Origin of the sequence: Stakelama sediminis, assembly GCF_014199335.1 — a bacterium.
Taxonomy (GTDB): domain Bacteria; phylum Pseudomonadota; class Alphaproteobacteria; order Sphingomonadales; family Sphingomonadaceae; genus Sphingomonas; species Sphingomonas sediminis.
In genome coordinates, this window is sequence record NZ_JACIJI010000003.1 from 135961 (window position 1) to 159318 (window position 23358).

Annotated in this window: 22 protein-coding genes; 12 read left to right on the forward strand and 10 right to left on the reverse strand. The window is 65.6% G+C overall.

Annotated elements, in window-relative coordinates; translation table 11 throughout:
* Positions 1-30 precede the first annotated feature (30 nt).
* Together FHR23_RS10185 and FHR23_RS10190 are read right to left on the reverse strand one after the other, a co-directional pair.
* Entirely contained in the window at positions 31-777 is a 747-nt protein-coding gene (locus tag FHR23_RS10185) for a 16S rRNA (uracil(1498)-N(3))-methyltransferase (RefSeq protein ID WP_184003560.1), read from the reverse strand.
* A gap of 93 nt (positions 778-870) precedes the next feature.
* Complete coding sequence (locus tag FHR23_RS10190) at positions 871-1203, reverse strand: PilZ domain-containing protein (protein ID WP_184003562.1); 333 nt, start codon at positions 1201-1203, stop codon at positions 871-873.
* Positions 1204-1332: 129 nt separating this feature from the next.
* On the opposite strand from FHR23_RS10190, the gene ubiA reads away from it, so the two are divergent.
* The 3 genes from ubiA to FHR23_RS10205 are packed head-to-tail and all read left to right on the forward strand — an operon-like array spanning position 1333 to position 4391.
* On the forward strand, positions 1333-2247 hold the full coding sequence (gene ubiA, locus FHR23_RS10195; RefSeq protein WP_184003567.1) for a 4-hydroxybenzoate octaprenyltransferase: 915 nt from the start codon (positions 1333-1335) through the stop codon (positions 2245-2247).
* Between the two features lie 31 nt (positions 2248-2278).
* Positions 2279-3616: a TldD/PmbA family protein gene (locus FHR23_RS10200; RefSeq protein ID WP_184003569.1), complete on the forward strand. Its 1338-nt coding sequence runs from the start codon at positions 2279-2281 to the stop codon at positions 3614-3616.
* Positions 3603-4391 (forward strand): 3'(2'),5'-bisphosphate nucleotidase CysQ, encoded by a 789-nt coding sequence (locus tag FHR23_RS10205; protein WP_184003571.1) that lies wholly within the window; start codon positions 3603-3605, stop codon positions 4389-4391. The genes FHR23_RS10200 and FHR23_RS10205 overlap by 14 nt, the downstream gene beginning before the upstream one ends.
* A 3-nt stretch (positions 4392-4394) precedes the next feature.
* On the opposite strand, the gene FHR23_RS10210 is transcribed toward FHR23_RS10205, so the two are convergent.
* A complete protein-coding gene (locus FHR23_RS10210) occupies positions 4395-4565 on the reverse strand; it encodes a DUF1674 domain-containing protein (RefSeq protein WP_184003573.1) in 171 nt (56 codons plus the stop codon).
* A gap of 69 nt (positions 4566-4634) precedes the next feature.
* Here FHR23_RS10210 and htpX point away from each other — a divergent pair, with 69 nt between their 5' ends.
* The 5 genes from htpX to purH all read left to right on the forward strand — a co-directional run bounded on the left by htpX (position 4635) and on the right by purH (position 10964).
* Complete coding sequence (htpX, locus tag FHR23_RS10215) at positions 4635-5576, forward strand: zinc metalloprotease HtpX (protein ID WP_184003575.1); 942 nt, start codon at positions 4635-4637, stop codon at positions 5574-5576.
* A gap of 3 nt (positions 5577-5579) precedes the next feature.
* A complete protein-coding gene (locus FHR23_RS10220; RefSeq protein WP_184003577.1) occupies positions 5580-6851 on the forward strand; it encodes an RsmB/NOP family class I SAM-dependent RNA methyltransferase in 1272 nt (423 codons plus the stop codon).
* Positions 6852-6915: 64 nt separating this feature from the next.
* On the forward strand, positions 6916-7581 hold the full coding sequence (rpe, locus tag FHR23_RS10225) for a ribulose-phosphate 3-epimerase (protein ID WP_184003579.1): 666 nt from the start codon (positions 6916-6918) through the stop codon (positions 7579-7581).
* Complete coding sequence (locus FHR23_RS10230) at positions 7578-9311, forward strand: heparinase II/III family protein (protein WP_343043106.1); 1734 nt, start codon at positions 7578-7580, stop codon at positions 9309-9311. The genes rpe and FHR23_RS10230 overlap by 4 nt, the downstream gene beginning before the upstream one ends.
* A gap of 66 nt (positions 9312-9377) precedes the next feature.
* Positions 9378-10964 carry a bifunctional phosphoribosylaminoimidazolecarboxamide formyltransferase/IMP cyclohydrolase gene (gene purH, locus FHR23_RS10235; protein WP_184003581.1) on the forward strand — a complete coding sequence of 529 codons (1587 nt, stop codon included), beginning with the start codon at positions 9378-9380 and terminating at the stop codon, positions 10962-10964.
* Positions 10965-11044: 80 nt separating this feature from the next.
* On the opposite strand, the gene FHR23_RS10240 is transcribed toward purH, so the two are convergent.
* From FHR23_RS10240 to FHR23_RS10260, 5 genes are all read right to left on the reverse strand, one after another.
* Entirely contained in the window at positions 11045-11464 is a 420-nt protein-coding gene (locus tag FHR23_RS10240) for a DUF1036 domain-containing protein (protein ID WP_184003583.1), read from the reverse strand.
* A gap of 168 nt (positions 11465-11632) precedes the next feature.
* Positions 11633-12415 (reverse strand): succinate dehydrogenase iron-sulfur subunit, encoded by a 783-nt coding sequence (locus FHR23_RS10245; protein ID WP_184003585.1) that lies wholly within the window; start codon positions 12413-12415, stop codon positions 11633-11635.
* A 105-nt stretch (positions 12416-12520) separates the two neighbouring features.
* Positions 12521-13093, reverse strand: a complete 573-nt coding sequence (locus FHR23_RS10250; protein WP_184003587.1) for an ATP-dependent Clp protease proteolytic subunit — start codon at positions 13091-13093, stop codon at positions 12521-12523.
* 48 nt (positions 13094-13141) lie between these two features.
* Positions 13142-13684 carry a SixA phosphatase family protein gene (locus FHR23_RS10255; RefSeq protein ID WP_184003590.1) on the reverse strand — a complete coding sequence of 181 codons (543 nt, stop codon included), beginning with the start codon at positions 13682-13684 and terminating at the stop codon, positions 13142-13144.
* 9 nt (positions 13685-13693) lie between these two features.
* Positions 13694-16411, reverse strand: a complete 2718-nt coding sequence (locus FHR23_RS10260) for an ATP-dependent DNA helicase (RefSeq protein WP_425506362.1) — start codon at positions 16409-16411, stop codon at positions 13694-13696.
* A gap of 112 nt (positions 16412-16523) precedes the next feature.
* On the opposite strand from FHR23_RS10260, the gene FHR23_RS10265 reads away from it, so the two are divergent.
* Positions 16524-18071: a glucuronyl esterase domain-containing protein gene (locus tag FHR23_RS10265; RefSeq protein WP_221227478.1), complete on the forward strand. Its 1548-nt coding sequence runs from the start codon at positions 16524-16526 to the stop codon at positions 18069-18071.
* Between the two features lie 12 nt (positions 18072-18083).
* On the opposite strand, the gene FHR23_RS10270 is transcribed toward FHR23_RS10265, so the two are convergent.
* Together FHR23_RS10270 and FHR23_RS10275 are read right to left on the reverse strand one after the other, a co-directional pair.
* Positions 18084-18524 (reverse strand): acyl-CoA thioesterase, encoded by a 441-nt coding sequence (locus FHR23_RS10270; protein ID WP_184003594.1) that lies wholly within the window; start codon positions 18522-18524, stop codon positions 18084-18086.
* Positions 18524-19681 (reverse strand): iron-containing alcohol dehydrogenase, encoded by a 1158-nt coding sequence (locus FHR23_RS10275; RefSeq protein ID WP_184003596.1) that lies wholly within the window; start codon positions 19679-19681, stop codon positions 18524-18526. The genes FHR23_RS10270 and FHR23_RS10275 overlap by 1 nt, the downstream gene beginning before the upstream one ends.
* Positions 19682-19904: 223 nt before the next feature.
* On the opposite strand from FHR23_RS10275, the gene FHR23_RS10280 reads away from it, so the two are divergent.
* The 3 genes from FHR23_RS10280 (at position 19905) to FHR23_RS10290 (ending at position 23312) form a co-directional block, all read left to right on the forward strand.
* Positions 19905-21482 (forward strand): lysine--tRNA ligase, encoded by a 1578-nt coding sequence (locus FHR23_RS10280; RefSeq protein WP_184003598.1) that lies wholly within the window; start codon positions 19905-19907, stop codon positions 21480-21482.
* 112 nt (positions 21483-21594) lie between these two features.
* The gene (locus tag FHR23_RS10285; protein WP_184003878.1) at positions 21595-22638 is read left to right on the forward strand and encodes a Ppx/GppA phosphatase family protein; all 1044 of its coding nucleotides are present in this window, start codon (positions 21595-21597) and stop codon (positions 22636-22638) included.
* Complete coding sequence (locus FHR23_RS10290; RefSeq protein WP_184003600.1) at positions 22635-23312, forward strand: RlmE family RNA methyltransferase; 678 nt, start codon at positions 22635-22637, stop codon at positions 23310-23312. Before FHR23_RS10285 ends, FHR23_RS10290 begins: the two co-directional genes overlap by 4 nt.
* The last annotated feature ends 46 nt before the right edge of the window (positions 23313-23358 follow it).

The window sequence follows — 23358 nt, forward strand, 5'->3', positions numbered from 1 at the left end:
CGACGCCAGTGGCATCGGCCATCAGGCGCATCACGACCAGTCGCCCGCCGCCGCCATCCACAGCGCGGTCGCTGCTGCTGCTGCGGTATCGGCGCGCAGGATACGGGGGCCGAGGCTGATGCCCACCGCCTGTGGCAGCGCCCTGATCGCCGCACGTTCTTCGCCGTCGAACCCGCCTTCGGGGCCGATCAGGATAGCGGCCGGGCCGGGCCGGGCACGCATCGCCTCCAGCGCGGGCACACCACCTTCTTCATCAGCGAAGAACAGCGCGCGGTCCTCCGGCCAGTCGGCCAGCAGGCGCGTGAGCTTCACCGGGTCGGCAAGCTCGGGAACCGCGGTACGGCCACATTGTTCAGCCGCCTCGACCGCATGCGCGCGCAGCCGGTCATGCTTCAGCTTGTCGACCACGGTACGCCGGGTCAGTACCGGCACCACCCGCGCAGCGCCCAGTTCGCACGCCTTTTCGACCATCCAGTCGATCCGCCCTTTCTTGATCGGGGCCAGCACCAGCCACAGGTCGGGTACGGTTTCGCGGTCGCGCAGATGCCCGGTGACTTCCAGCGTCAGGGCGCGCTTGCCCACTTCGCGCGCAATACCCAGCCATTCGCCGGTTTCGCCGTCGAACAGCTTGACCGGATCGTCGGGCCGGATGCGCATCACCTGCACCAGATAATGCGCCTGCCCACCGTCAAGGCGCAGCATATGCCCCGCTGCAAGCGCCGCATCCACGAACAGGCGCGGTGTCGATTGCGGGGGCCAGGCAGGCGTGGCAGGCATGGGTCAGGGCACCGTCGTCATCAAACTGAGTGCCATGGTGTTGGCGTGATCGCCCGGCAGAGGCAAGGGCGACGTGCCGCGAATATCGCTAAATCAGTGCAGGCCGAGAACCAGTGCCCGCATCAATTGCCGCTCGATCGGTTCGTCGAACCGGCACCCCATGCGGTCTTCGTCGCGCCAGATCACCGTCGCGGCGACCGGCATTCCGCCTGCCAGCCGCAGCCAGAGCCGCTCTCCCGCTTCCACCTTCCGGGTGCAGGTAATGCGACAGCCATAGATCGAAATATCGGCCAGTTCCGCCTGAATGGCGGTATCGCCATGGCCTCGAATCGAGGCGCGGCTGACGAGTACCTGATAGCGCGGTTCGGCGCGCAATTGCGCAGGCTGATGGTCCGTCGTGTCATACGCAACGGCAACAGATGCCATAATGGTTCTCCCCCGAGTGGCGCGACTATCGCGGAGAAGCGTCAAAAAATCGTTTACGTCCCGTAATGGCCTGCTTGCGGGATAACCGCATGGTCGCCTTGTTCGGATATTTGTGGCAGCAGACACGCCATGACCGATACCGACATGGCCGTGCCCGACAGCGAACATCGCGGGCTGGTGGGAATATTGCCCAACGCGCTGCGCCCCTTTGCGCTGCTTGCCCGCTGGGACCGGCCGATCGGCTGGTGGCTGTTATTCTGGCCCGGCGCGTGGGCAATCGCCCTGTCGGGAGGTGCCCTCCATCGCTGGGATCTGATTCTATGGTTCCTGCTGGGCAGCATCGCCATGCGCGGGGCAGGCTGCACCTATAACGATATCGTCGACCGCGATCTGGATCGTCAGGTCGCACGCACCGCCGTCCGGCCACTGGCGAGCGGAGCGGTGTCGCTGAAGGCCGCCTGGGGCTGGCTGATCCTGCAATGCCTGATCGGGCTGGTGGTGCTGGTGCAACTGAACCTGTTCGCCGCCATCGTTGCGATGGCCAGCCTTGCGCTGGTCGCCGCCTATCCGTTCATGAAGCGCATCACTTGGTGGCCGCAGGCGTGGCTTGGCCTCGTCTTTTCCTGGGCGGCGCTGGTCGGCTGGTCGGGCGTTACGGGCGGGCTGAACGCGCCGGGACTGCTGCTTTATGCCGGATCGATTTTCTGGGTGATCGGATATGACACCATCTATGCGTTGCAGGATGTCGAGGACGATGCGCTGGTCGGCGTCAAATCCTCTGCCCGGCGGCTGGGCAGCCATGTTCATGCGGGTGTCGCGGCTTTCTATCTGCTGGCACTTGCCCTGTGGAGCGCGGCATTCTGGCTAATGCGACCAAGCTGGCTGGCACTTGCCGCGCTGTTGCCGATGGCGCTGCACCTGCTCTGGCAGGTGATGACGCTCAAGCCGCAGGACGGCGCGAATGCGCTCGATCGCTTCCGCTCGAACCGCAATGCCGGGCTGCTGATGTTCGCCGCCTGCTTCGTCATCGGGGCAACGCTTTGATTTTACCGCCGCGCGCCCCTAAATCGCGACGATGACAACCCCCGAACATGCCAAAGCATTGAGCGAAGCCGCGGTCGCCCGCGCAACCGCCCTGGGCGCGGATGCCGCCGACGCCCTTTTTTCCGCCGATACCGCTGTTGCCGTTTCGGTACGCCTCGGCGCGCTGGAAGAAGTGGAGCGTTCAGAAGGCGCGGAACTGTCGCTGCGCGTCTTTATCGGCCATCGCTCGGCATCGGTGACGACTTCGGACCTTTCCGACGCTGCGCTCGACACGCTTGCCGACCGGGCGATGCGCATGGCACGGGAAGCGACCGAGGATCGCTGGGCCGGACTGGCACCGCGCAACCGCCTGCTCCATGGCGCGCCGCCTGCGCTCGATCTGGACGACGGCGCGGAGGTTGAACCCGAAACGCTGAAACAGGCCGCACTTGCCGCCGAAGACGCCGCCCGCGCGGTCGAAGGCGTAACCAGCAGCGAAGGTGCCAGCGCCACCGCCAGCCGCTCGATCGTTGCGCTCGCCACCAGCCACGGTTTTTCGGGTGCCTATCCCGTCACCGCCCACAGCCTTGCGGCCAGCGTCTTGGCAAAGGGTGCAGGCGGCGGGCTTCAGCGCGATGCCGCGCATCACACGGTGCGCCATCGCAGCGCGCTGGAAACGCCGGAAATGATCGGCGAACGAGCGGGTGTTCGCGCGGTAGCGCGCCGCGATCCCATACGGCCGAGGAGCGGCTCGATGCCGGTCATTTTCGACCCCCGCGTCGGCTCCGGCCTGATCGGCGCGCTGACAGGGGCGATTTCCGGCCCGGCAATCGCGCGCGGCACCAGCTTCCTGCGCGACATGCTGGGCAAGCAGGTATTCGCCGGCGGCATTACCATCCATGACGACCCGCACCGGCCACGCGGTTTGCGCTCCAAACCGTTCGACGGAGAGGGGCTGCCGGTCTCGCCCTCGATGCTGATCGAGAACGGGATGCTGGAAAGCTGGCTGCTCGATAGCGCATCGGCGCGCCAGCTTGGCCTGGAACCCACCGGCCACGCCGGTCCGGGCGGCGGCACCGCAACCAGCAACCTGTATATGGAAGCGGGCACCATCTCGCCCGAAACGCTGATCGCCGATATCGAATACGGCCTGTGGGTTACCGAATTGATCGGGCGCGGCGTCAACCCGGTGACAGGCGATTACAGCCGGGGTGCGGCGGGCTTCCTGATCGAAAACGGCGAAATTACCCGCCCAGTCGCCGAATGCACCATCGCGGGCAATCTGAAGGATATGTATCGCGCCATGACGCCCGCCAACGATCTGGAATTCCGCTATGGCGTCAACGTGCCGACCTTGCGGGTGGAAGGGATGACGATTGCCGGAGAGTGATGCGCTCGCCCATGCCGTTTGCGCCATAGCGGCAGAGGCGGGCGCGCTCGCCATGGCGCGCTGGCGCACCGATTTCCGCCGCTGGGAAAAATCACCCGGCAACCCCGTCTGCGATGTCGATCTGGAGGTCAATCAGTTGCTGCGCGAGCGGCTGAGCGCGCTGCTGCCCGATGCCGGCTGGTTATCCGAAGAAACCGTCGATAATGCCGAACGGCTGTCGCGGCGCAGGCTGTGGGTCGTCGATCCCATCGACGGCACGCGCGACTATCTGCGCGGGCGTGAAGGCTGGGCAGTCTCGGTTGCCCTTGTGGAAGACGAACAGCCCCGTATCGGCGTTCTCGCCGCTCCCGCACGCAAGGAACGCTGGCATGCCGTCGCCGGGCGCGGTGCGTTTCGCAACGATGCCCAGTTAACGGCCGGATCGCGCTCCGAAATCGTCGGCGCCCGCGTTCCGGCGGAATCGCTGGCCAAGGCGGATCGCGACCTGATCACGGTGCCCAAGCCCAATTCGATCGCGCTGCGCATCGGCATGGTCGCCGCCGATGAGGCCGATCTGGTCGCGACGCTGCGCTGGGGCCATGAATGGGACATCGCCGCCGCGACACTGATCGCGCGTGAGGCGGGGGCGTCGATTACCGATGCGCTGGGCCGAAAGCTTCGGTTCAACACGCCCGATGGAGATGCCTTCGGGATTCTGGCTACCGCTCCTGCTATTCACGATGCTGCTGTCGCCCGGCTGGAAACGCGCGCGAAAGAGCAGATCAGGCAGCGATAGCCGTTAAAAATCGACCGCAATCCCCTTGCGTTCCCAGTCGCCATAGCGGGTGGGGTCGCGGCCCAGCGGGTCGTCCTCCGCCTTGCGGTCGGCGGGCATCGGGTCCGGTTCGGGCACCGGCGGATTCTCGCTCAGATGCGCGGGCGGCTTCACATGCGGCGGGCGACGGCCCATGATGGTGTCCTTTCCGATTGATCGAAGCAGCGTCGCTCCCCACATTGGCGGGGAAAGGATGGAATGCAAGTGAATGGCCTGAAGACTGCAATGCTGCTCGCCGCGATGACCGCGCTGTTCATGGCGCTGGGGCTGACGCTGGGCGGCACGGGCGGCATGATCATCGCGCTGGTTATCGCGGTGGGCATGAACCTGCTGACCTATTGGAACGCCGACAGGATCGTGCTGTCGATGCACCATGCACGTGAGGTTGATGAACGCAGCGCGCCCGAACTCTATGGCGTGGTGCGCGATCTGGCGACGCGCGCGAACCTGCCGATGCCGCGCGTTTATATCGTCGATCAGCCGCAACCCAATGCCTTTGCCACCGGGCGCAACCCGGATAATGCAGCGGTCGCGGCGACCACGGGCCTGCTTCAGTTGCTCAACCGTGAAGAGATTGCGGCGGTGATGGCGCATGAGCTGGGCCATGTCCGCAATCGCGACACGCTGATCATGACGATGGTGGCGACGATTGCGGGCGCGATTTCGATGCTGGCGAGCTTTGGCCTGTGGTTTCGCGGCGGCGACGGACGCGGGGCGGGATTTGCCGGGTTACTGGCGGTACTGGTCGCGCCCTTCGCCGCGATGATCGTGCAGATGGCGATCAGCCGCACCCGCGAATATGGCGCCGACCGGGCGAGTGCCGAAATTTCCGGCAATCCGATGGCGCTTGCTTCCGCGCTGGCAAAGCTGCAACAGGGCGCATCCCATATCCCCAATCCGGTGGCCCAGCGTATTCCCGCAACCTCACAACTTTATATCGTGCCCGGACTGGCGCGGGAGGGGGACAGCCTGTTTTCCACCCATCCCGATACGCAGAACCGGATTGCCGAACTGCACCGTCTGGCGGGGGATATAGCGCCGCCCTCGCCCTCCGTTGCCGCACGCCCGAAACGCACCGGTAGCAGCAGCGTCCCCGTCACCCGCCGTCGCCGCGCCAGCGCGCTCGACCCGCTGCGCCGCGACTAAATTTTGGCACGCCCCCGCCTCCATCGCGACGCCCCCGGCGTCCCCGCCCGGCGTGCGGCGCTGCGCCTGCTCGATGCCGTGCTGCGGCGCGGACTGGCACTCGAAGCCGCGCTAGACACTGCTGCGCGCGGCCTCGACAAGCGCGAGGACCGGGCGCTGGCGCACGCCATCGCCGCCGAAACGCTGCGCCACCTGCACGATTGCGATGCGCTGATCGATTCGGCGACCGCCCGCCCGCTTCCCGACGATGCCAAGGCGCGCTTTGCCCTGCGGATCGCACTGACACAGGCGCTGGCCATGGGGGTCGCGCATCATGCGGCCATCGCCACGGTGCTGCCGCTGGTCGATGGCGGCCCGCGCAAGCTGGTCCATGGCGTGTTCGGCACGCTGATCCGCAAGGGCGTGACGTTTCCAAACCCGCCGGCACTACCTCCCGCCGTGGCCCAGCGATGGCAGACATCGTGGGGTGAGGATATAGTCCGCGCCGCCGGGGCCGCGATTGCGGCACCGCCACCGATCGACGTCACCCTGAAACCCGATGCCGATCCCACGGCACTGGAAGGCGAATCGTTGCTTCCCGGCCATGTCCGCCTTAGCGGCGACACCTCCGTTCCGGCTCGTGCGGGTTTTGCCGAGGGACAGTGGTGGGTACAGGATATTGCCGCGTCGCTGCCAGCGCGGCTGGCTGGGCGGGGTGCAGGCACCGCGCTCGACCTGTGTGCAGCGCCCGGCGGCAAGACGATGCAGCTCGCCGCCGCCGGGTGGCAGGTGACGGCACTCGACCGTTCGGAAAACCGTCTTGCGCGACTTCACGCCAATCTGGAGCGCACCGGCCTGACCGCGACGGTCATTGCCGCCGATGCGCTGGAATGGACACCCGAACAGCCGGTTGACCTGATCCTGCTCGATGCGCCGTGCAGCGCGACCGGCATCTTTCGCCGTCATCCCGATGTGCTGCATCGCGTCCGTCCGGCGATCATTGCCGAGATGGCGGAGTTACAGGCGCGATTACTGGCCCGCGCCGCCGACTGGGTGCGTCCGGGCGGGCAGCTTGTCTACGCCACCTGTTCGCTGGAACCCGAAGAGGGTGAGCGGCAAATCGAAGCCTTTTTAAAAACCCGCAGCGACTATCGCGTCGAACCCGAAACCGCCGTTCCGCTGCCCGATGGCGTCATGCCGTTCTCGCAGGGCTGGATACGGACGTTACCCGGAACACTAGCGGACAAGGGCGGGATGGACGGCTTTTTCATCTGCCGGATGATTCGAAAGGGGTAATCGCCCCTCATAAAGTCCCGCAACATGCTTGCGGGCGAATCGCGCCATGCTACATGGGACCATCATGCAGCAACCCGTCCGGATCGCGCCCTCCATTCTTTCCGCCGACTTTGCCCGGCTGGGCGAGGAAGTGCGCGCCATCGATGCCGCCGGAGCGGACTGGATTCATATCGACGTGATGGACGGGCATTTCGTGCCCAATATCACCATCGGTCCCGCCGTGGTGAAGGCGCTTCGCCCGCACAGCGCCAAGCCGTTCGACGTCCATCTGATGATCGCGCCGGTCGATCCGTATCTGGAGGCCTTTGCCGAGGCGGGCGCCGACTGCCTGTCGGTCCACCCCGAAAGCGGCCCGCATCTGCATCGCACGATCCAGTCGATCAAGGCGCTGGGCAAGCGTGCGGGCGTGGTGCTCAACCCCGCCACCCCGATCGCGGTGGTCGAAGAAGTCATCGACATGATCGACCTGATTCTGGTGATGAGCGTCAATCCCGGTTTCGGCGGCCAGAAATTCATCACCAGCCAGCTTGCCAAAATCGCCGCGTTGCGCAGCCTGATCGACGCCAGCGGACGCGCCATCGACCTGGAAGTGGACGGCGGGATCGACCGGCAGACCGCTCCGCGCGCGATTGAAGCCGGGGCCGACGCGCTGGTCGCGGGCACCGCAAGCTTTACCGGCGGGCCGGACTGCTATGCCGACAATATCCTCGCGCTGCGGGGGAACGGGTGAACGAATATTCGCCCTTTGAGCAGGATCCCGACAGTATCGAGGATGGCAAGCGGCTGGTCCGCGCCGGGGGCGATCGCGGGCTGTCGCTCGCCGAAAAACTCAACGACCGGTTTCAGCGGCTGGCATGGCGCAGCCCCATTCACCGTTTCCGCCTGCGCGGGCGCCATCCGCTGAAGCTGATCACGGTCGCCGACGATCCGTTTCTCGGCAATATTGAACGCGGCCACGCCCTGCTCGACGGCATGGTCAGCTTTCGTGGCGAAACCCGCAATATTTCCGGCCTGAACCTGAGCGCGCCCGGATTCTCTCCGGCATTCGGCGAATATCTGCACAGTTTCGCCTGGCTGCGCGACCTGTCGTCGGTCGCAACCCGCGCCACCGCCGCACCAATTGCCGAGGCGATCATGCGCCAATGGGTCGCGGTGCATGGCGAAACCGTCACCGATTCCGCCTGGCAGCCGGATCTATGGGGCAAGCGCATCCTGTTCTGGGTGGCGCATGCGCCGCTGATCCTGTCGAGCACCGATCTGGTCTATCGTTCGAACGTGCTGAACGCGCTGGCGCGCGGTGCCCGTCATCTCGATCGCACCGCCGACAAGGCGCTTCCCGGCGTGCCCCGGCTGGCGGCATGGTGCGGCGTCGTCGCGGCGGGGCTGATGCTGCCGGGCGGCGATCCCCGGCGCACGTTCGGAGAGGCGGGGCTGGAACGCGCCATCGCCTCCGCCACGTTCAGCGACGGTGGCGCGGTCAGCCGGTCGCCGATGCGCCAGCTCGACATGGTCATGCTGCTGGCCATGGTACGTGAAACCTATGCCGCGCGACGGATCGACACGCCTGCCTTTATTACGGAAGCGCTTGACCGGATGACGGCGGCGCTGCTCGGCGTGTGCATGGGCGATCGCGGCACGTCGAGCTGGCAGGGTTCGGGCCCCGTGGCCGGAGACGCCGTGGAACAGATGCTGGAAGCCACGGGCATTCGCGTTCGTCCGCTCAAACAGGCGCGCGACTGGGGCTATCAGCGGCTGGCAGCGGGCAACAGCGTGCTGCTGCTCGACGCAGCCCCGCCGCCCGTCGCGCGCGTGGTCGAAGGCGGCTGCGCCTCGACGCTGGCGTTCGAACTGTCCGATGGGGAACATCGCCTGATCGTCAATTGCGGCGGTGCGCGCGCCGCCCATGCTGCCCTTCCAGCTGCCCTTGCCGATGGATTGCGGACCACTGCGGCGCATTCGACGCTGACCGTCGACAACAGCAATTCGACCGCCATTCATTCCGACGGCACGCTGGGCAAGGGCGTCAATGAGGTCGAGCTGAACCGGCAGGAATCGGAGACGGTCTTACGGATCGAGGCCAGCCATGACGGCTATCTGCGTCGCTATGGCCTGCTCCACCGGCGACAGATTGCGCTGTCGCCCGACGGGCGCGACGTGCGCGGCGAGGATTCGCTGATTGCCGGCGGCCGGCGACGGCGGCGTGGCGACATTCCCTTCACCCTACGCTTTCACCTCGGCCCGAAGGTCGAAGCCACCGCGACCGCCGATGGCGAAGGCGCATTCCTGCGCATTCCCGGCGGCCTGTGGCAGTTGCGCTGCAAGGGTGCGAAGCTGACGGTCGAAGAAAGCCTGTGGGTCGATGCCGATGGCAGGCCGCAACTGACTGATCAGATCGTACTTGCCGGGACGTCGCCCGCAGGCGGAACCAGCGTCACCTGGCTATTGCGCAAAACCCGCTGAAGGATTTGCACCGGACCGTCAGACTCCCCTTGCCTTTGCGCGGGGCATTGTTGAAAGAGACGCCCCATGCAGATCCATCCCATTCGCCGCGCCCTCCTTTCCGTTTCCGACAAAAGCGGAATCACCCAATTAGGCGAGGCGCTGGCCCGTCACGGTGTTGAACTGGTGTCGACCGGCGGCACGGCCCGCACCCTGCGTGAGGCAGGGCTGGAAGTGCGCGACATTTCCGACCTGACCGGCTTTCCCGAAATGATGGACGGGCGGGTCAAGACGCTGCACCCGGTGGTGCATGGCGGCCTGCTGGGCGTGCGCGACAATCCGGAGCATGTCGCGGCGATGGAAACGCACGATATCGGTGCTATCGATCTGGTCGTGGTCAACCTCTACCCCTTCGCCCAGACCGTTGCGAAGGGCGCGGATCGCGACGAGATTATCGAGAATATCGATATCGGCGGCCCGTCCATGGTCCGGTCGGCGGCGAAGAACCATGCGGCGGTGGCGATCGTCACCGACCCCGCCGATTATGATGCGCTGATCGCGGAGATGGACGACAATCAGGGCGGCACAACGCTCGACACCCGCCGCAAGCTGGCCGCCAAGGCCTATGCCGCGACCGCCGCCTATGACTCCGCCATTGCTCAATGGTTCGCCTTTGCCGATCAGGGCGAGCCGTTTCCGCAGACGCTGCCGCTGGCCTTCACGCTCGGCGACAGGTTGCGCTATGGCGAAAACCCGCACCAGTCGGCCGCGCTCTACCTTCCCAACGGACCCTCGGCACGCGGCATCGCGCAGGCCGAACAGGTGCAGGGCAAGGCACTGAGCTACAATAATTATAACGACGCCGATGCCGCGCTCGAGCTGGTCAGCGAGTTTCGCGACGGCCCGCCGACAGTGGTCATCGTCAAGCACGCCAATCCGTGCGGGGTCGCCAGCGCCGATACGCTGATCGAAGCCTATCGTGCCGCCCTTGCCTGCGACAGCGTGTCGGCATTTGGCGGCATCGTTGCGGTCAATCGCCCGCTCGACGCCGAAACCGCACGCGCAATCACCGCAGTCTTTACCGAAGTCGTCGCGGCCCCCGCTGCCAGCGACGAAGCCCGCGCGGTGTTTGCCGCAAAAAAGAATCTGCGCCTGCTCGTTACCGGCGACCTGCCCGATCCGGCACGGCCCGGCCTGACGATCAAATCGATTGCCGGTGGTCTGCTGGTTCAGGGCCGCGACGATGCGCTGATCGAGGACGCACTGAAGGTAGTCACGAAGCGCACGCCGAGCGAGCAGGAAATGGCCGATTGCCGTTTCGCCTGGACCGTTGCCAAGCATGTGAAGTCGAACGCGATCGTGTACGCCAAAGGCGGATCGACCGCCGGGATCGGTGCGGGCCAGATGAGCCGGGTCGAATCCGCCCGCATCGCCGCATGGAAGGCGAAGGATGCGGCCGAAAAAGCAGGCTGGGCGGAATCGCGGACCATCGGGTCGGCGGTCGCAAGCGACGCCTTCTTCCCCTTTGCCGACGGGTTGATGGCCGCGGTCGAAGCAGGTGCCACCGCCGTCATTCAGCCCGGCGGCTCAATCCGCGATGACGAGGTGATCGCCGCCGCCGACGAGGCCGGACTGGCGATGGTGTTTACCGGGATGCGCCACTTCCGCCACTAGGACCGTTTGATGCTGCCGTGAAGCTGTATGATGACAACCGCTGAGCGGGGGCTGCATCCCTGCATATTCTGGCCAGGGATCTAGTCGTTGCAGCTCAGCTTGATGGTGTAATGCCCGCGATCCATCACCTTCTTCGCCTTGCGCATCTTGTACCGGGTGCCGTTGAACATGCGGACATCCTTCCCTTCCCAGTAATGCCCCTGCCCGCCGGTGGCTTCCGCGTAGAAATACATGGCGTATTTCTCCTGCTGGACGATCGGGACATCGGCTACCGTCAGCTTGGTCGCGCGCTGATAGGGACGAAAGGTCCACCAGCCGTGATTATGCCAGTTACGAACGCCATCCGCATGACGAATGAAAAACCGCACCGGATAGCGACAGGCATTCTGTACCCAGATTTGCCGCTTGACCTGCGCCTGAGCCGGTACCGGCGTCACGATCGCTCCCGCGACCAACGCAACCGCGCCAATACCCCCTGAAATGTGCAGCAATGCTTTCATGGTCAATTCCCCCTTCTGACCGTGCAAGACGCCCCATAGTATCGGGCAATCCAGCGCTTTCCATCCTCCAAAGTTGGTAGATGCTGCGGCCGCAGGGGGATTTTGCGCATAAAAAAGGAGCGGTCCGCATCGGCGAACCGCTCCTTTTCAGAAGGTTTTTAAGCCAGATCAGACGGCGCGTTCGACCATCATCTTCTTGGTTTCGGCAATCGCCTTGGCCGGGTTCAGCCCCTTGGGGCAGACATTGGCGCAGTTCATGATGGTGTGGCAGCGATAGAGGCGGAAGGGGTCTTCCAGCTCATCCAGCCGCTCGCCGGTCATCTCGTCACGGCTGTCGGCCAGCCAGCGATAGGCCTGAAGCAGGATGGCGGGGCCGAGGAACTTGTCCGAATTCCACCAATAGCTGGGGCATGAGGTCGAGCAGCAGGCGCACAGGATGCACTCATACAGCCCGTCGAGCTTGCCACGCTCTTCCGGCGACTGCAGCCGCTCCTTGCCCGCAGGTGCCGGCGTCACCGTCTTCAGCCAGGGCTGGATCGACGCATATTGCGCATAGAAATGGGTGAAATCGGGGACCAGATCCTTGATCACTTCCATATGCGGCAGCGGGGTGATGCGGATTTCGCCCCGAATGTCCTCAATCGCGGTGGTGCAGGCCAGTCCGTTCTTGCCGTCGAGATTCATCGCGCACGATCCGCAAATCCCTTCGCGACACGACCGGCGGAAGGTCAGCGACGAATCCTGCTCATTCTTGATCTTGATCAGCGCGTCGAGAATCATCGGCCCGCAATCGTCGAGGTCGATCTTGTAGGTGTCATAGCGCGGATTGGCGCCGCTATCGGGGTCGTAGCGGTAAATCTTGAAGGTTTTCAGACGCGTCGCCCCTTCAGGTGCGGGATGCGTCGTCCCCTTTTTAATGACACTGTTCTTGGGCAGGGAAAATTCGGCCATGCTCGCTTTCCGTCTTGCAGTCGCGGCCCGACATGGCGCGCAAGCGCCCGCGGGTCAAGGTTGTGCGCTGCGATAGACCAGCCGCCGCACAAACGCAAAGCCGGTTCAGATCACATCCAGAATCAGTTCGCGCTTCCGGGCTTCCTCGGCATCGATATACCAGTTTTCGGGTGCCCGTTCGCGCACCTCGTCGAAATCGATTTTCGTCCCCGCGACCAGATCGCGAAACCCTTCCTCCTCGATACGGATCGAATGCTCGATTTCATGCAGGCTGGCTTTCAGCGAATCGATGCAGCTCCTCAGCGGCCCCGACAGGTTGAGCGTCTTGGTCAGCAGACGCTCATGCACCATGATTCGCGTGCCGCGCGTCAGAAAGCGCTTGTCGTTGGGAAAGGCGGCCATGAAGGTCGCGCCCGCCGAATAGACCGCCACCTTGCCCAGAAACAGGATTTCGCGATCGGAATAGTCGCGCAGCAGCCGCACCTCGTCCCCCATCAGGCGCGCGACCTCCGGATCGCCGCCCAGCGTGGAGATGGCAATCACCAGCGTGCCGTCCTCCGGCGCCGCCGCAATCTGTTCGCGAAAGGACTGGTACATCGCCTGATCGACCGGTCCGGACAGGTGGACATGCGGCCGGGCGAGCAGGGGATAGCGCGATGCGTTCGATTCGTCTGCCATAGCGCGCCAACCCGCCACACCGTATCGGGTTCCAACGGCGGTACCGGATCAGGGCAGGTTCGGCCCCAGACTGGGGTCGACATCGCGCGGCCGGACGAAGCGTCCCAGTGCGCCCCTGCCCGCCAGCACATCGGCCCAGCGATCGCCGTCGAAGCGGATTTCGGCAAAGCTTCCGGTCGGGAATTTCAGTTCCACCGCGTCGCGCAGCGGCTGCCCCGGCGCATCGGGCACCAGCGTCAGGATCAGATCCTCCAGCCCCGGATTATGCCCCGCCAGCAGCACTGAGTCGGTTTCTTCCGGAAGTGCATGAATCACATCGAGCAGGGTATCGACCGACGCCAGATAGACCTGCCGGTTCCATTCGGGCGAAGGCATATCGCCATAAGCGGCGGCGAAATGTTCCAGCGTCTGCACGACCCGCAGCGCGGGCGAGGCGACCAGCCGCTCGAACCGTACTGGCAGTCCGCGCAGATGCCGCCCCATCACCGCGGCGGCACGCTTGCCCTTGTCATTGAGCGGCCGGTCGAAATCGCGCGTAATCGCGTCATCCCAGCCGGATTTGGCGTGGCGCAGCAGGTTCAGCGTCTTCATGGCGCTCCGTCAGGCTGGTCGGGTGGGCTCGTGCACCTCTTGCACCATGTCGCCGCCGGAGGAAAGCCGTTGCGCGCGTAAAACTGCTTCATCGAGCGTCAGGCGCGTCACCGGCGTGCCTTCGGGAAAGGCGGAGAGCAGGCGCGAGGGCATGGCCGCCGACAGCAGCACGAATGCCCCGCGATCGTCGGCGCGGCGGATCAGCCGCCCGAACGCCTGTGCCAGTTTCGCGCGCACCACCCGGTCGTCATAGTCCTTTCCGCCCCCCGCCATGCGCCGCGCGGCGTGCAGCACGGTCGGCTTGGGCCAGGGCACCCCTTCCAGCACCACCATGCGCAGCGAATGGCCTGGCACGTCCACCCCGTCGCGCAGCGCATCGGTACCGAGCAGCGAGGCACGGCCGTCATCGCGGAAAATATCGACCAGCGTGCCGGTGTCGATCGGATCGACATGCTGCGCCATCAGCGGCAGACCTTCGCGCGCCAGCCGGTCGGCAATCCGGGCATGGACACTGCGCAACCGCCGGATCGCGGTGAACAGGCCCAGCGTGCCCCCCTGTGCCGCGACGATCAGCCGCGCATAGGCATTGGCGAGCGCCGACAGGTCGCCGCGCTTCACATCGGTGACGATCAGCACTTCGGATTGCGCGGCATAGTCGAACGGGCTGGACGCAGCGAAATGGCCGGGTGCACGCGCGATATGGTGTGCGCCGCTGCGCGCATCCGCCACGTCCCAGTCGCCGCCCGCGCGCAGCGTGGCCGAGGTGACCAGCGCGCCGTGCGCGGGTTCGAGCACGGTCTTGGCAAAGGGGCGGCTGGGATCGAGCCAGTGGCGATGCAGGCCGATATCATATTCGCGCCCCTCGATCCGGTCGACCGCAAGCCAGTCGACGAAATCGGGATCGGCAGGCCCGCCGATCCGCGCGATCAGCGCCAGCCATGCCCCCACCGTCTCCGCCCGCCAGCCGAGCGAGGCAATCGCCCCTTCGACCCGCGCGCGCGCTGCGCCGTCCATCCAGTCGGGCGCATCGGCGAGCAGCGCCTCCAGCCGCCGGCCCAGCGCAACCAGCGGACGGACCAGCGCGTCCAGCGCCTCGCCCGCCGGCCCCGCTGCCTCGACCAGTTCGGCAGACGGTTCGGCCAGTTCAGTTTCCAGCCCGTACCCGGCATCCGCCGCACCCTTTTCATCGCGCGCATAGACCAGCCCGCGCACCGTCGCGAGCAGCGTTTCGAGCGGCCCAAACGGCTCGCCCTCATTCAGCCGTTGCAGCCAGCCCTCCGACGGCAGCGCGCTTGCGGCCTGTACCGCATCGGCAATCGCCCGGCCGCCCTGTTCATCATAGCTGGCAACGTCCGACAGTCGCGCCGACAGCCCGCGCCTGCGCCCACGGCTATTGCGTTCCGGACCCAATACCCAGCGGCGCAGCTCAATCGCCTCCTGTCCGGTAAGCGCCGCCGCGAACATCGCATCCGCCGCGTCGAACAGATGGTGGCCTTCGTCAAAGACATAGCGGGTCGGGCGCGTCGTCGTCTCCCGTCCGCGCGCGGCATTGACCATCACCAGCGCGTGATTGGCGATGACGATATCGGCATCGGCGGATGCCCGCGCGGCGCGCTCGATATAGCATTTGCGGTAATGCGGGCAGCCTGCATAGATGCACTCGCCGCGCCGGTCGGTCAGCGCGGTCGATCCGTTGCGCCGGAACAGCGTCGGCAGCCAGCCGGGCAGGTCGCCGCCCACCATATCGCCGTCTGCCGTATAGGCCGCCCAGCGTGCGACGAGATGCGCCAGCACCGCCGCACGCCCCGCAAACCCGCCCTGCAACGCATCTTCCAGATTGAGCAGACACAGATAGTTTTCCCGCCCCTTGCGCGTCACCACCCGATGTTTCCGTTCCGCCGGATCGGGGAACAACCGCTCGGTCTCATGCCCCAATTGTCGTTGCAGCGCCTTGGTGAAGGTCGAGACCCAGACCGGCCCGTCCGCCTGTTCGGCCCAGAGCGATGCGGGCGCGAGATAGCCCAGCGTTTTGCCGATCCCCGTTCCCGCTTCGGCCAGCACCAGATTGGGCGCATCGCGCATATCGCGCGGGGCGAAGGCCGTGGAGGCCGCTTCGGCAAAAGCGCGCTGCCCCTCACGCCGTTCCGCGCCTTTACCGGTCAGCCGGTCGAGCCGCGCGGTCACATCGTCGGCATGCAGCGTGACGATACGCGGCGCGGGACGCGATGCCTGCTCCTCCCACTCGGGCAGTTTCGAAAACAGCCAGCGCTCGTCGCGTGCCGGTCTGGCGATCCGTCCCGAAAGCAACGGCACCCAGGGCCAGCGCAGCCGCGACAGTGCCTGCGCACCGCTCCACGCCCCTTCGCGCTCCGGCCAGTCGCCGTCACACAGCGCCAGCATCGCCGCCGCCGCTTCGCGCAGGAAGGGCGCAACCCCCGCGTCCGTATCCGGCGGCGCCAGCCCGGTCGCGCGCGCCAGCCCTTTCGGTGTCGGGACCATGAATTGCGCGGGCCGCAAAAACGCCCATAGCTCCAGCAGATCCAGCCCCGAAAGGTCGCCATAGCCCAGCCGCTGCGCCACCAGCGGTGCGTTGAGCAGCAACACGGGCGTATCGGCGGCGATGCGAATCGCCTCGCCGCGGCCGATCGCACGCGTTTCGCCATCGGGCAGGGCGATCCAGACGCCCGAATGGCTGGCGTGCAGCGCAGGATGAGGAAGTTCCGGGATCACCCGCCCCTTCTCCCCCATGCAGAACAGATTGGCAACAGGCGCAGGGCGCTTTTGTTACCACTCCGGCTGTGGCACAGTGATGGTAGCGATATAAATATAGGAGGGGATCATGCGTCCGATACTATTCGGTTCAGCACTGGTTATATCTGCTAGCGCTATCAGTTTTGCCGCGCCGATTGCGGCGCAGGACGCATCGCACCCCGCCATCAAACCGCCGCGCACCCTGACCGCCGATCAGGATCGGCAGATCATGATGCAAAAGCTCGGCATCACCGCGCTCAAACCGGGGCCGAGCGGCGATCCGGATGCCCCCAACCACGCCAATTATGACGAAGCAACCGCCGGTCCCAATCCCGGCCTGCCCGACCCCCTCACCACCTTTGCCGGGCGCAAGGTGACGACGCCCGAAATGTGGTGGAAGGTGCGGCGCCCCGAAATCGCCGAAACCTATGCCCGCGAAGTCTATGGCCGCATCCCCGCCAATATGCCGAAGGTGACATGGCGGGTACGCGCAACCGACCGGGAGGAGATGGGCTGGCCGCGCAAGCCGGTCATCGCGCGCCGGCTGATCGGCCATGTCGACAATTCGGCCTATCCCGCGATCAACGTCGATATCCGCATGACGGTGGTCACGCCCGCCGATACCAAGGGGCCGGTGCCGCTGCTCATCATGTTCGGGCGGGACACATTCCCCGCCCCGTCCCAGCCGACCCGCGCCGAATATGAACGCATGGATGCGGCGCTGAAGGCGGTGCTGATCAAACAGGATCCGTCGCTCGCCAGGGTGTTTCAGGCGCATCAGGCGCTCGCGCTGGAATCGCAGCCGCCGGTCAAATTCCCCGACCCCAACACCATTTCGCGCCCCGATGTGCTGATTCATGCGGGCTGGGGCTATGCCATGCTCGATACCGCCAGCATTCAGGCCGATAACGGTGCCGGGCTGACGCGCGGGATTATCGGCCTCGTCAATCACGGGCAGACGCGTTCGCCCGATCAGTGGGGAGCGTTGCGCGCCTGGGCCTGGGGCGCCAGCCGCGCCTTCGACTATCTGTCGAAAGACCCCAGCGTGGACGCAAAGCATATCGGGATCGAGGGCGTCTCGCGCTGGGGCAAGGCGGCACTGGTGACGATGGCGTTCGACCGGCGGTTCGCGATGGTGCTGATCGGATCGTCGGGCAAGGGCGGCGTCACCCCGCTGCGTCGCAATTTCGGCGAGGCGGTATCCAGCCTTGGCACCGGCGAATATTACTGGATGGCGGGTAATTTCCTGAAATATAATGCGGCGTCGATGCAATCCGGCAAGCCGCTGACCATCGCCGACCTGCCGGTCGATTCGAACGAGCTGCTGGCGCTATGCGCGCCGCGCCTGACCTTCATCAGCTATGGCATTCCCGAAAAGGGCGATGCCAAATGGCTCGACCAGCGCGGTAGCTGGATGGCGGCGCTGGCGGCAAGTCCGGTATGGGATCTGCTCGGTGCGCATGGGCTGATGGAAAATGTCGATTACCGCACCCAGCCGATGCCGCCGGTCAATCACGGGCTGCTCGACCATCGCCTCGCCTGGCGGCAGGATGACGGCGGGCATACCGATGCGCCCAATATCAAGCCGTTCACCCAATGGGCCGATAGGTTCATCGGGTTTCAGCCGCCGCAATAGGCCCGCGCCCGGTCAGCCGACGATCAGCGTCTCCAGCGCCGCGCGCAACGGCCCGGCGAGCGGTGCGGGACGACGGGTGGCTGCATCGACATAGACATGGACGAAGAACCCTTCCGCCGCTGCGGTGTCAGCGTCATTGCGAAAGAGGCCGATTTCATAGCGAACCGAAGAGGTGCCGATCCGCGCCACGCGGATGCCCGCCGCGATCCGGTCGGGAAAAGCCATTTCGGCGTGATAGCGGCAGCCGGTTTCGACCACGAGGCCGATCTGCGCGCTGTTCAGCGGATCGAGCAGCCCCTGCCCGATCAGCCAGCCGTTCACCGCGCTGTCAAAAATCGAATAATGCACGACATTGTTGAGGTGGCCATAGACGTCATTGTCCTTCCACCGCGTATCGTGCTGCGAAAAAGCAGCATAATCGGCGCGGGTTCCCGGCGGCACTCTTTCGGCCATCACCATGCCTCCCGATAAATGGCCAGTGCGTCGGCCTGCGTCACTGCGCGCGGATTGTTGACCAGCAAACGCGTCTGCGCCATCGCCTCCGCGGCCAGTCGTGGCAGCGCCTCCTCACCAATCCCCACATCGCGCAGCCGCATCGGCATCCCCAGCCGTTCGCGCAGCCGGTCAAGCTCGTCGATAAACGCCGATGTACGCGCCTGACTGCCGACCTCGGCCAGATGCGGAAAGGCATCGGCGGCAATCTCGGCATAGACCCGGTCGGCATGGCCGGCATTGAAGCGCAGCACGGCGGGCAGCATCAGCGCGTTGGACAGGCCGTGCGGCACATGGAAAATCCCGCCGATCGGATAGGCAAGCGCATGGACGGCGGCAACGGGCGAATTGGCGAATGCCTGCCCCGCCAGCATCGCGCCCAGCAACATGCCGCCCCGCGCCTCCCGGTTGGCGCCGTCCGCCACTGCGGTTTCGATATGCGCGCCGAGCAGGCGCAGCGCCTCGCGCGCCAGACTGCGCGACATCGGATTGTTGTTGGCGCTGGTGGACGCATAAGCCTCGATCGCATGGACCATCGCGTCCACACCCGTCGCCGCGGTGATCGCGGGCGGCAGGCCGAGCGTCAGGTCGGGATCGAGCACCGCCAGGTCGGGCAGCAGGACCGGACTGGAAACCCCGCGCTTTTCGGTGTCGCCGACGGTGATGATCGCGACCGGCGTGACTTCCGACCCCGTCCCCGCCGTGGTCGGCACCAGCACCAGCGGCAGGCGCGGCCCCAGCGCGTTGCCGACGCCCCATGCCGCATCCAACGCCTCCCCCGATCCCAGCAGCAGCGCCGCCAGCTTGGCGATGTCGAGCGACGATCCGCCGCCGAACCCGACTACACCCGTCACCCGGTGGCGCGCCCCTTCGGCAATTGCGGACAACAGCGTGTCGCGCGACGGATCGGCCTCCACCCGGTCGAACACGCACACCCGCGCGCCAGCATCCTGCAGCGCCGCAATCGCGCCGTCGCACAGCCCCAGCGCGCGCAGGCCGGGATCGGTGACGAACAGCACCGACTCGCCCAGCCGCTCGCCAGCCAGCGCCCCAAGCTGCGCCGCCGCACCGGCGCGAAAGACAATCGAAGCAGCGGTATGAAAGCTGAATGGCGACATGGCCCGTTTCCTCTCCGCAACCAGCGTGGCAAAACCGCGCCCATATCGCAATGTCGCAGACGCCCCCGTCATGCCGGCGCGGGCTGGCATCCATGGCTGTTGCGATGGCTCCGACATGGAGCTGGACCCCAGCCTGCGCCGGGGTAACGGGAATTGCGGCTGCCCCTGCGCCATGCGGAAAGGATTGCGATTCGCGCGCATACGCGGCACAGGCATGCGCATCATGACTGACAGCACCACCCTTCGCGAAACCGCGCTCGAATCCAAGGCCTGGCCCTATGAGGAAGCCCGCAAGCTCCTCAAACGCTATGCAAAGGGCGCGCCGGAGAAAGGCCATGTGCTGTTCGAAACCGGATACGGCCCGTCGGGCCTGCCGCATATCGGCACATTCAACGAAGTGCTGCGCACCACCATGGTCCGCCATGCGTTTGAGGCGATGTCGAACATTCCGACCCGCCTGATCGCCTTTTCGGACGATATGGACGGGCTGCGCAAGGTGCCCGATAATGTGCCCAACAAGGACATGCTGGCCGAACATCTCGGCAAGCCGCTGACGCGCATTCCCGATCCGTTCGGCAAGTATGACAGCTTCGCCGCGCACAACAACGCGAAGCTGCGCGAATTTCTAGACCGGTTCGGCTTCGATTACGAATTCGCCTCCTCAACCGATTATTATGAGTCGGGCAGGTTCGACGACGCGCTGAAGAATGTGCTGCGCCATTTCGACAAGATCATGGACGTGATGCTGCCGACGCTGCGCAAGGAGCGCCAGGCCACCTATTCCCCCGTCCTGCCCGTCAGCCCGAAATCGGGTGTCGTGTTGCAGGTGCCGGTCGAGGTGGTCGATGCCGATGCCGGGATCATCGCGTTCGAGGATGCAGGCGAGCGGATCGAGCAGAGCGTGCTGGGCGGCCGGTCCAAGCTGCAATGGAAGGTCGACTGGGCGATGCGGTGGGTCGCGCTTGGCGTCGATTACGAGATGGCGGGCAAGGATCTGATCGATTCGGTCACGCAAAGCTCGAAGATCGCCCACGTGCTGGGCGGCCGCCCGCCCGAAGGCTTCAACTATGAAATGTTCCTCGACGAAAAGGGCGAGAAGATTTCGAAGTCGAAGGGCAATGGCCTCAGCCTCGATGAATGGCTGACCTATGGACCGGACGAAAGCCTTGCCTTCTACATCTATCGCGAGCCGAAAAAGGCGAAGGCGCTGCACATGGGCGTCATCCCGCGCGCGGTCGACGATTACTGGCAGTTCCGCGCCAATTATCCGACGCAGGAGCTGAAGCAGCAGCTCGGCAACCCCGTCCATCACATCCATAACGGCCCGCCGCCCGAAGAAGCGCTGCCCGTCACCTTCGGCCTGCTGCTCAATCTGGTCGGCGTGATGGGAGAGGCGAGCAAGGAACAGGTCTGGGGCTATCTCTCCAACTATCTGCCCGACGCGACTCCGCAAAGCTATCCCGCGCTCGACGAACTGATCGGCTATGCGCTGGCCTATGCCCGCGATTTCGTTGCGCCGACGCTGCACCGCCGCGCACCCGAAGGTGTCGAAGTGGATGCGCTCAAACGGCTCGATGCGGTGCTGGCCACCCTGCCCGCCGATGCCGCGGCCGAGGATATTCAGAACGAAGTCTATGAAATCGGCAAGACCGGCGGGTTCGACACTCTGCGCGACTGGTTCAAGGCGTTGTACGAGACGCTGCTCGGCTCGTCGCAGGGGCCGCGCATGGGCAGTTTCATCGCGCTCTACGGTATTGAAAACAGCCGCAAGCTGATCGCCGAAGCGCTCGAAAAAGCGTAAATCCCCGCAGTGCCGTCTGCCGCCTTGCCGTGGCGGCGGCGCTGCGCTAGCTTGGCGTCAGGCACCGAGCGGTCATTTCGGCCGTGACGGAAGAACATAAGTGAGTGACGGCATGGGGGATTTTTCCGCCCGAGTGCCGCACCGGCAGGGGAAAAAACCTGCCCGTCCGGCACCCAGAATGCCAGCGCGCGGTCGCTGGCCATATGCGAAACATTATGCCGCGTTGGATCTCGGCACCAACAACTGTCGGTTGCTGATCGCCCGGCCGCAGGGCGAAGGCTTTACCGTGGTCGACGCCTTTTCGCGCATCGTCCGGCTGGGCGAGGGGCTGTCCGCGTCGGGGCAACTGTCCGATGCGGCGATCGAGCGCACCATCGCGGCGCTGCGGGTGTGCGCCGACAAGCTGAAACGCCGCAACGTGACGCTGGCCCGCTCGGTCGCGACCGAAGCGTGCCGCCGCGCCAGCAACGGCAGCTCGTTCATCGAACGCGTCTATCGTGAAACCGGCATCGTCCTCGACATCATCACCGCCGAAGAAGAGGCACGGCTTGCGGTACTGGGCTGTCACGCGCTGCTCGAACCCGGCGACGGCCCTGCGCTGGTGTTCGATATCGGCGGCGGTTCGACCGAACTGGTGCTGATCGACGCCAGCGAACCGGTGCCGCAGGTGCTCGACTGGCACAGCGCGCCCTGGGGCGTGGTGTCGCTGACCGAAGCGATCCGCGCCGCGCATGGCGATGCCGATCATCGCGCCCAATATGCCCGGATGCGCGAAACCGCGAGCGCCAGCTTCACCGGCTTCGCCAAACGCCTGCCGAAAGGCGTGACGGGGCACCGGTTATTGGGCAGCAGCGGTACGGTGACGACGCTGGCCAGCGTGCATCTCGGCCTCGACAGCTATGACCGGTCGCGCGTCGACGGGCTGATCGTACCGTCGAGCGAGATGCGCAGTGTCAGCGCCTCGCTCGCCGACATGGATCTGAAGCAGCGTTCGCGCATCCCGTGCATCGGGCGCGAGCGCGCCGATCTGGTGGTGGCGGGCTGTGCGATCCTCGAATCGATCCTCGACATCTGGCCCGCGCACCGGCTGGGCATCGCCGATCGCGGTATTCGCGAAGGAATCTTACGGCGACTGATGCAGGGAGAAACAGCATGAGCCGCGGCGGACGATCCGGGCGGACGCGGGTGCGCACCGCGCGCGGGCGCAGCGCGCAATCGACTCGCTGGCTCGAACGGCAGTTGAACGACCCCTATGTCAAACGCGCCAAGGCGGAGGGGTTTCGCAGCCGCGCCGCATACAAGCTGCTCGAACTCGACGAACGTTTCGGCTTGTTGAAGGGCGCGCGCCGCGTCGTCGATCTGGGCATTGCGCCGGGTGGCTGGGCACAGGTGGTGCGCCAGCGCCTGCCCGCCGCCGCGGTCGTCGGCATCGACCTGCTGCCCGTCGATCCGATTGACGGGGTGACGATCCTGCAAATGGATTTTCTTGCCGACTCGGCCCCGGACGCGCTGACCGACGCGCTGGGCGGACAGGCGGACCTCGTGCTGTCCGATATGGCGGCCAACACCGTCGGCCATCCCCAGACCGATCATCTGCGCACCATGGCGCTGGTCGAGGCGGGCGCGGCCTTTGCCTATGAAATCCTGAAACCCGGCGGCGCTTTCGTCGCCAAAGTGCTGGCGGGCGGGGCCGACCATGATCTGGTCGCAGAGCTGAAGCGCAATTTCACCACCGTCAAACATGCCAAGCCCCCGGCGAGTCGCAAGGGCTCCTCCGAATGGTATGTGATCGCGCAGGGGTTTCGCGGCACCGTCGAAGCGGACGCATAAAAAAACGCGCCGTTCCGGTCGGACAGCGCGTTTTTTTAATCTGGTT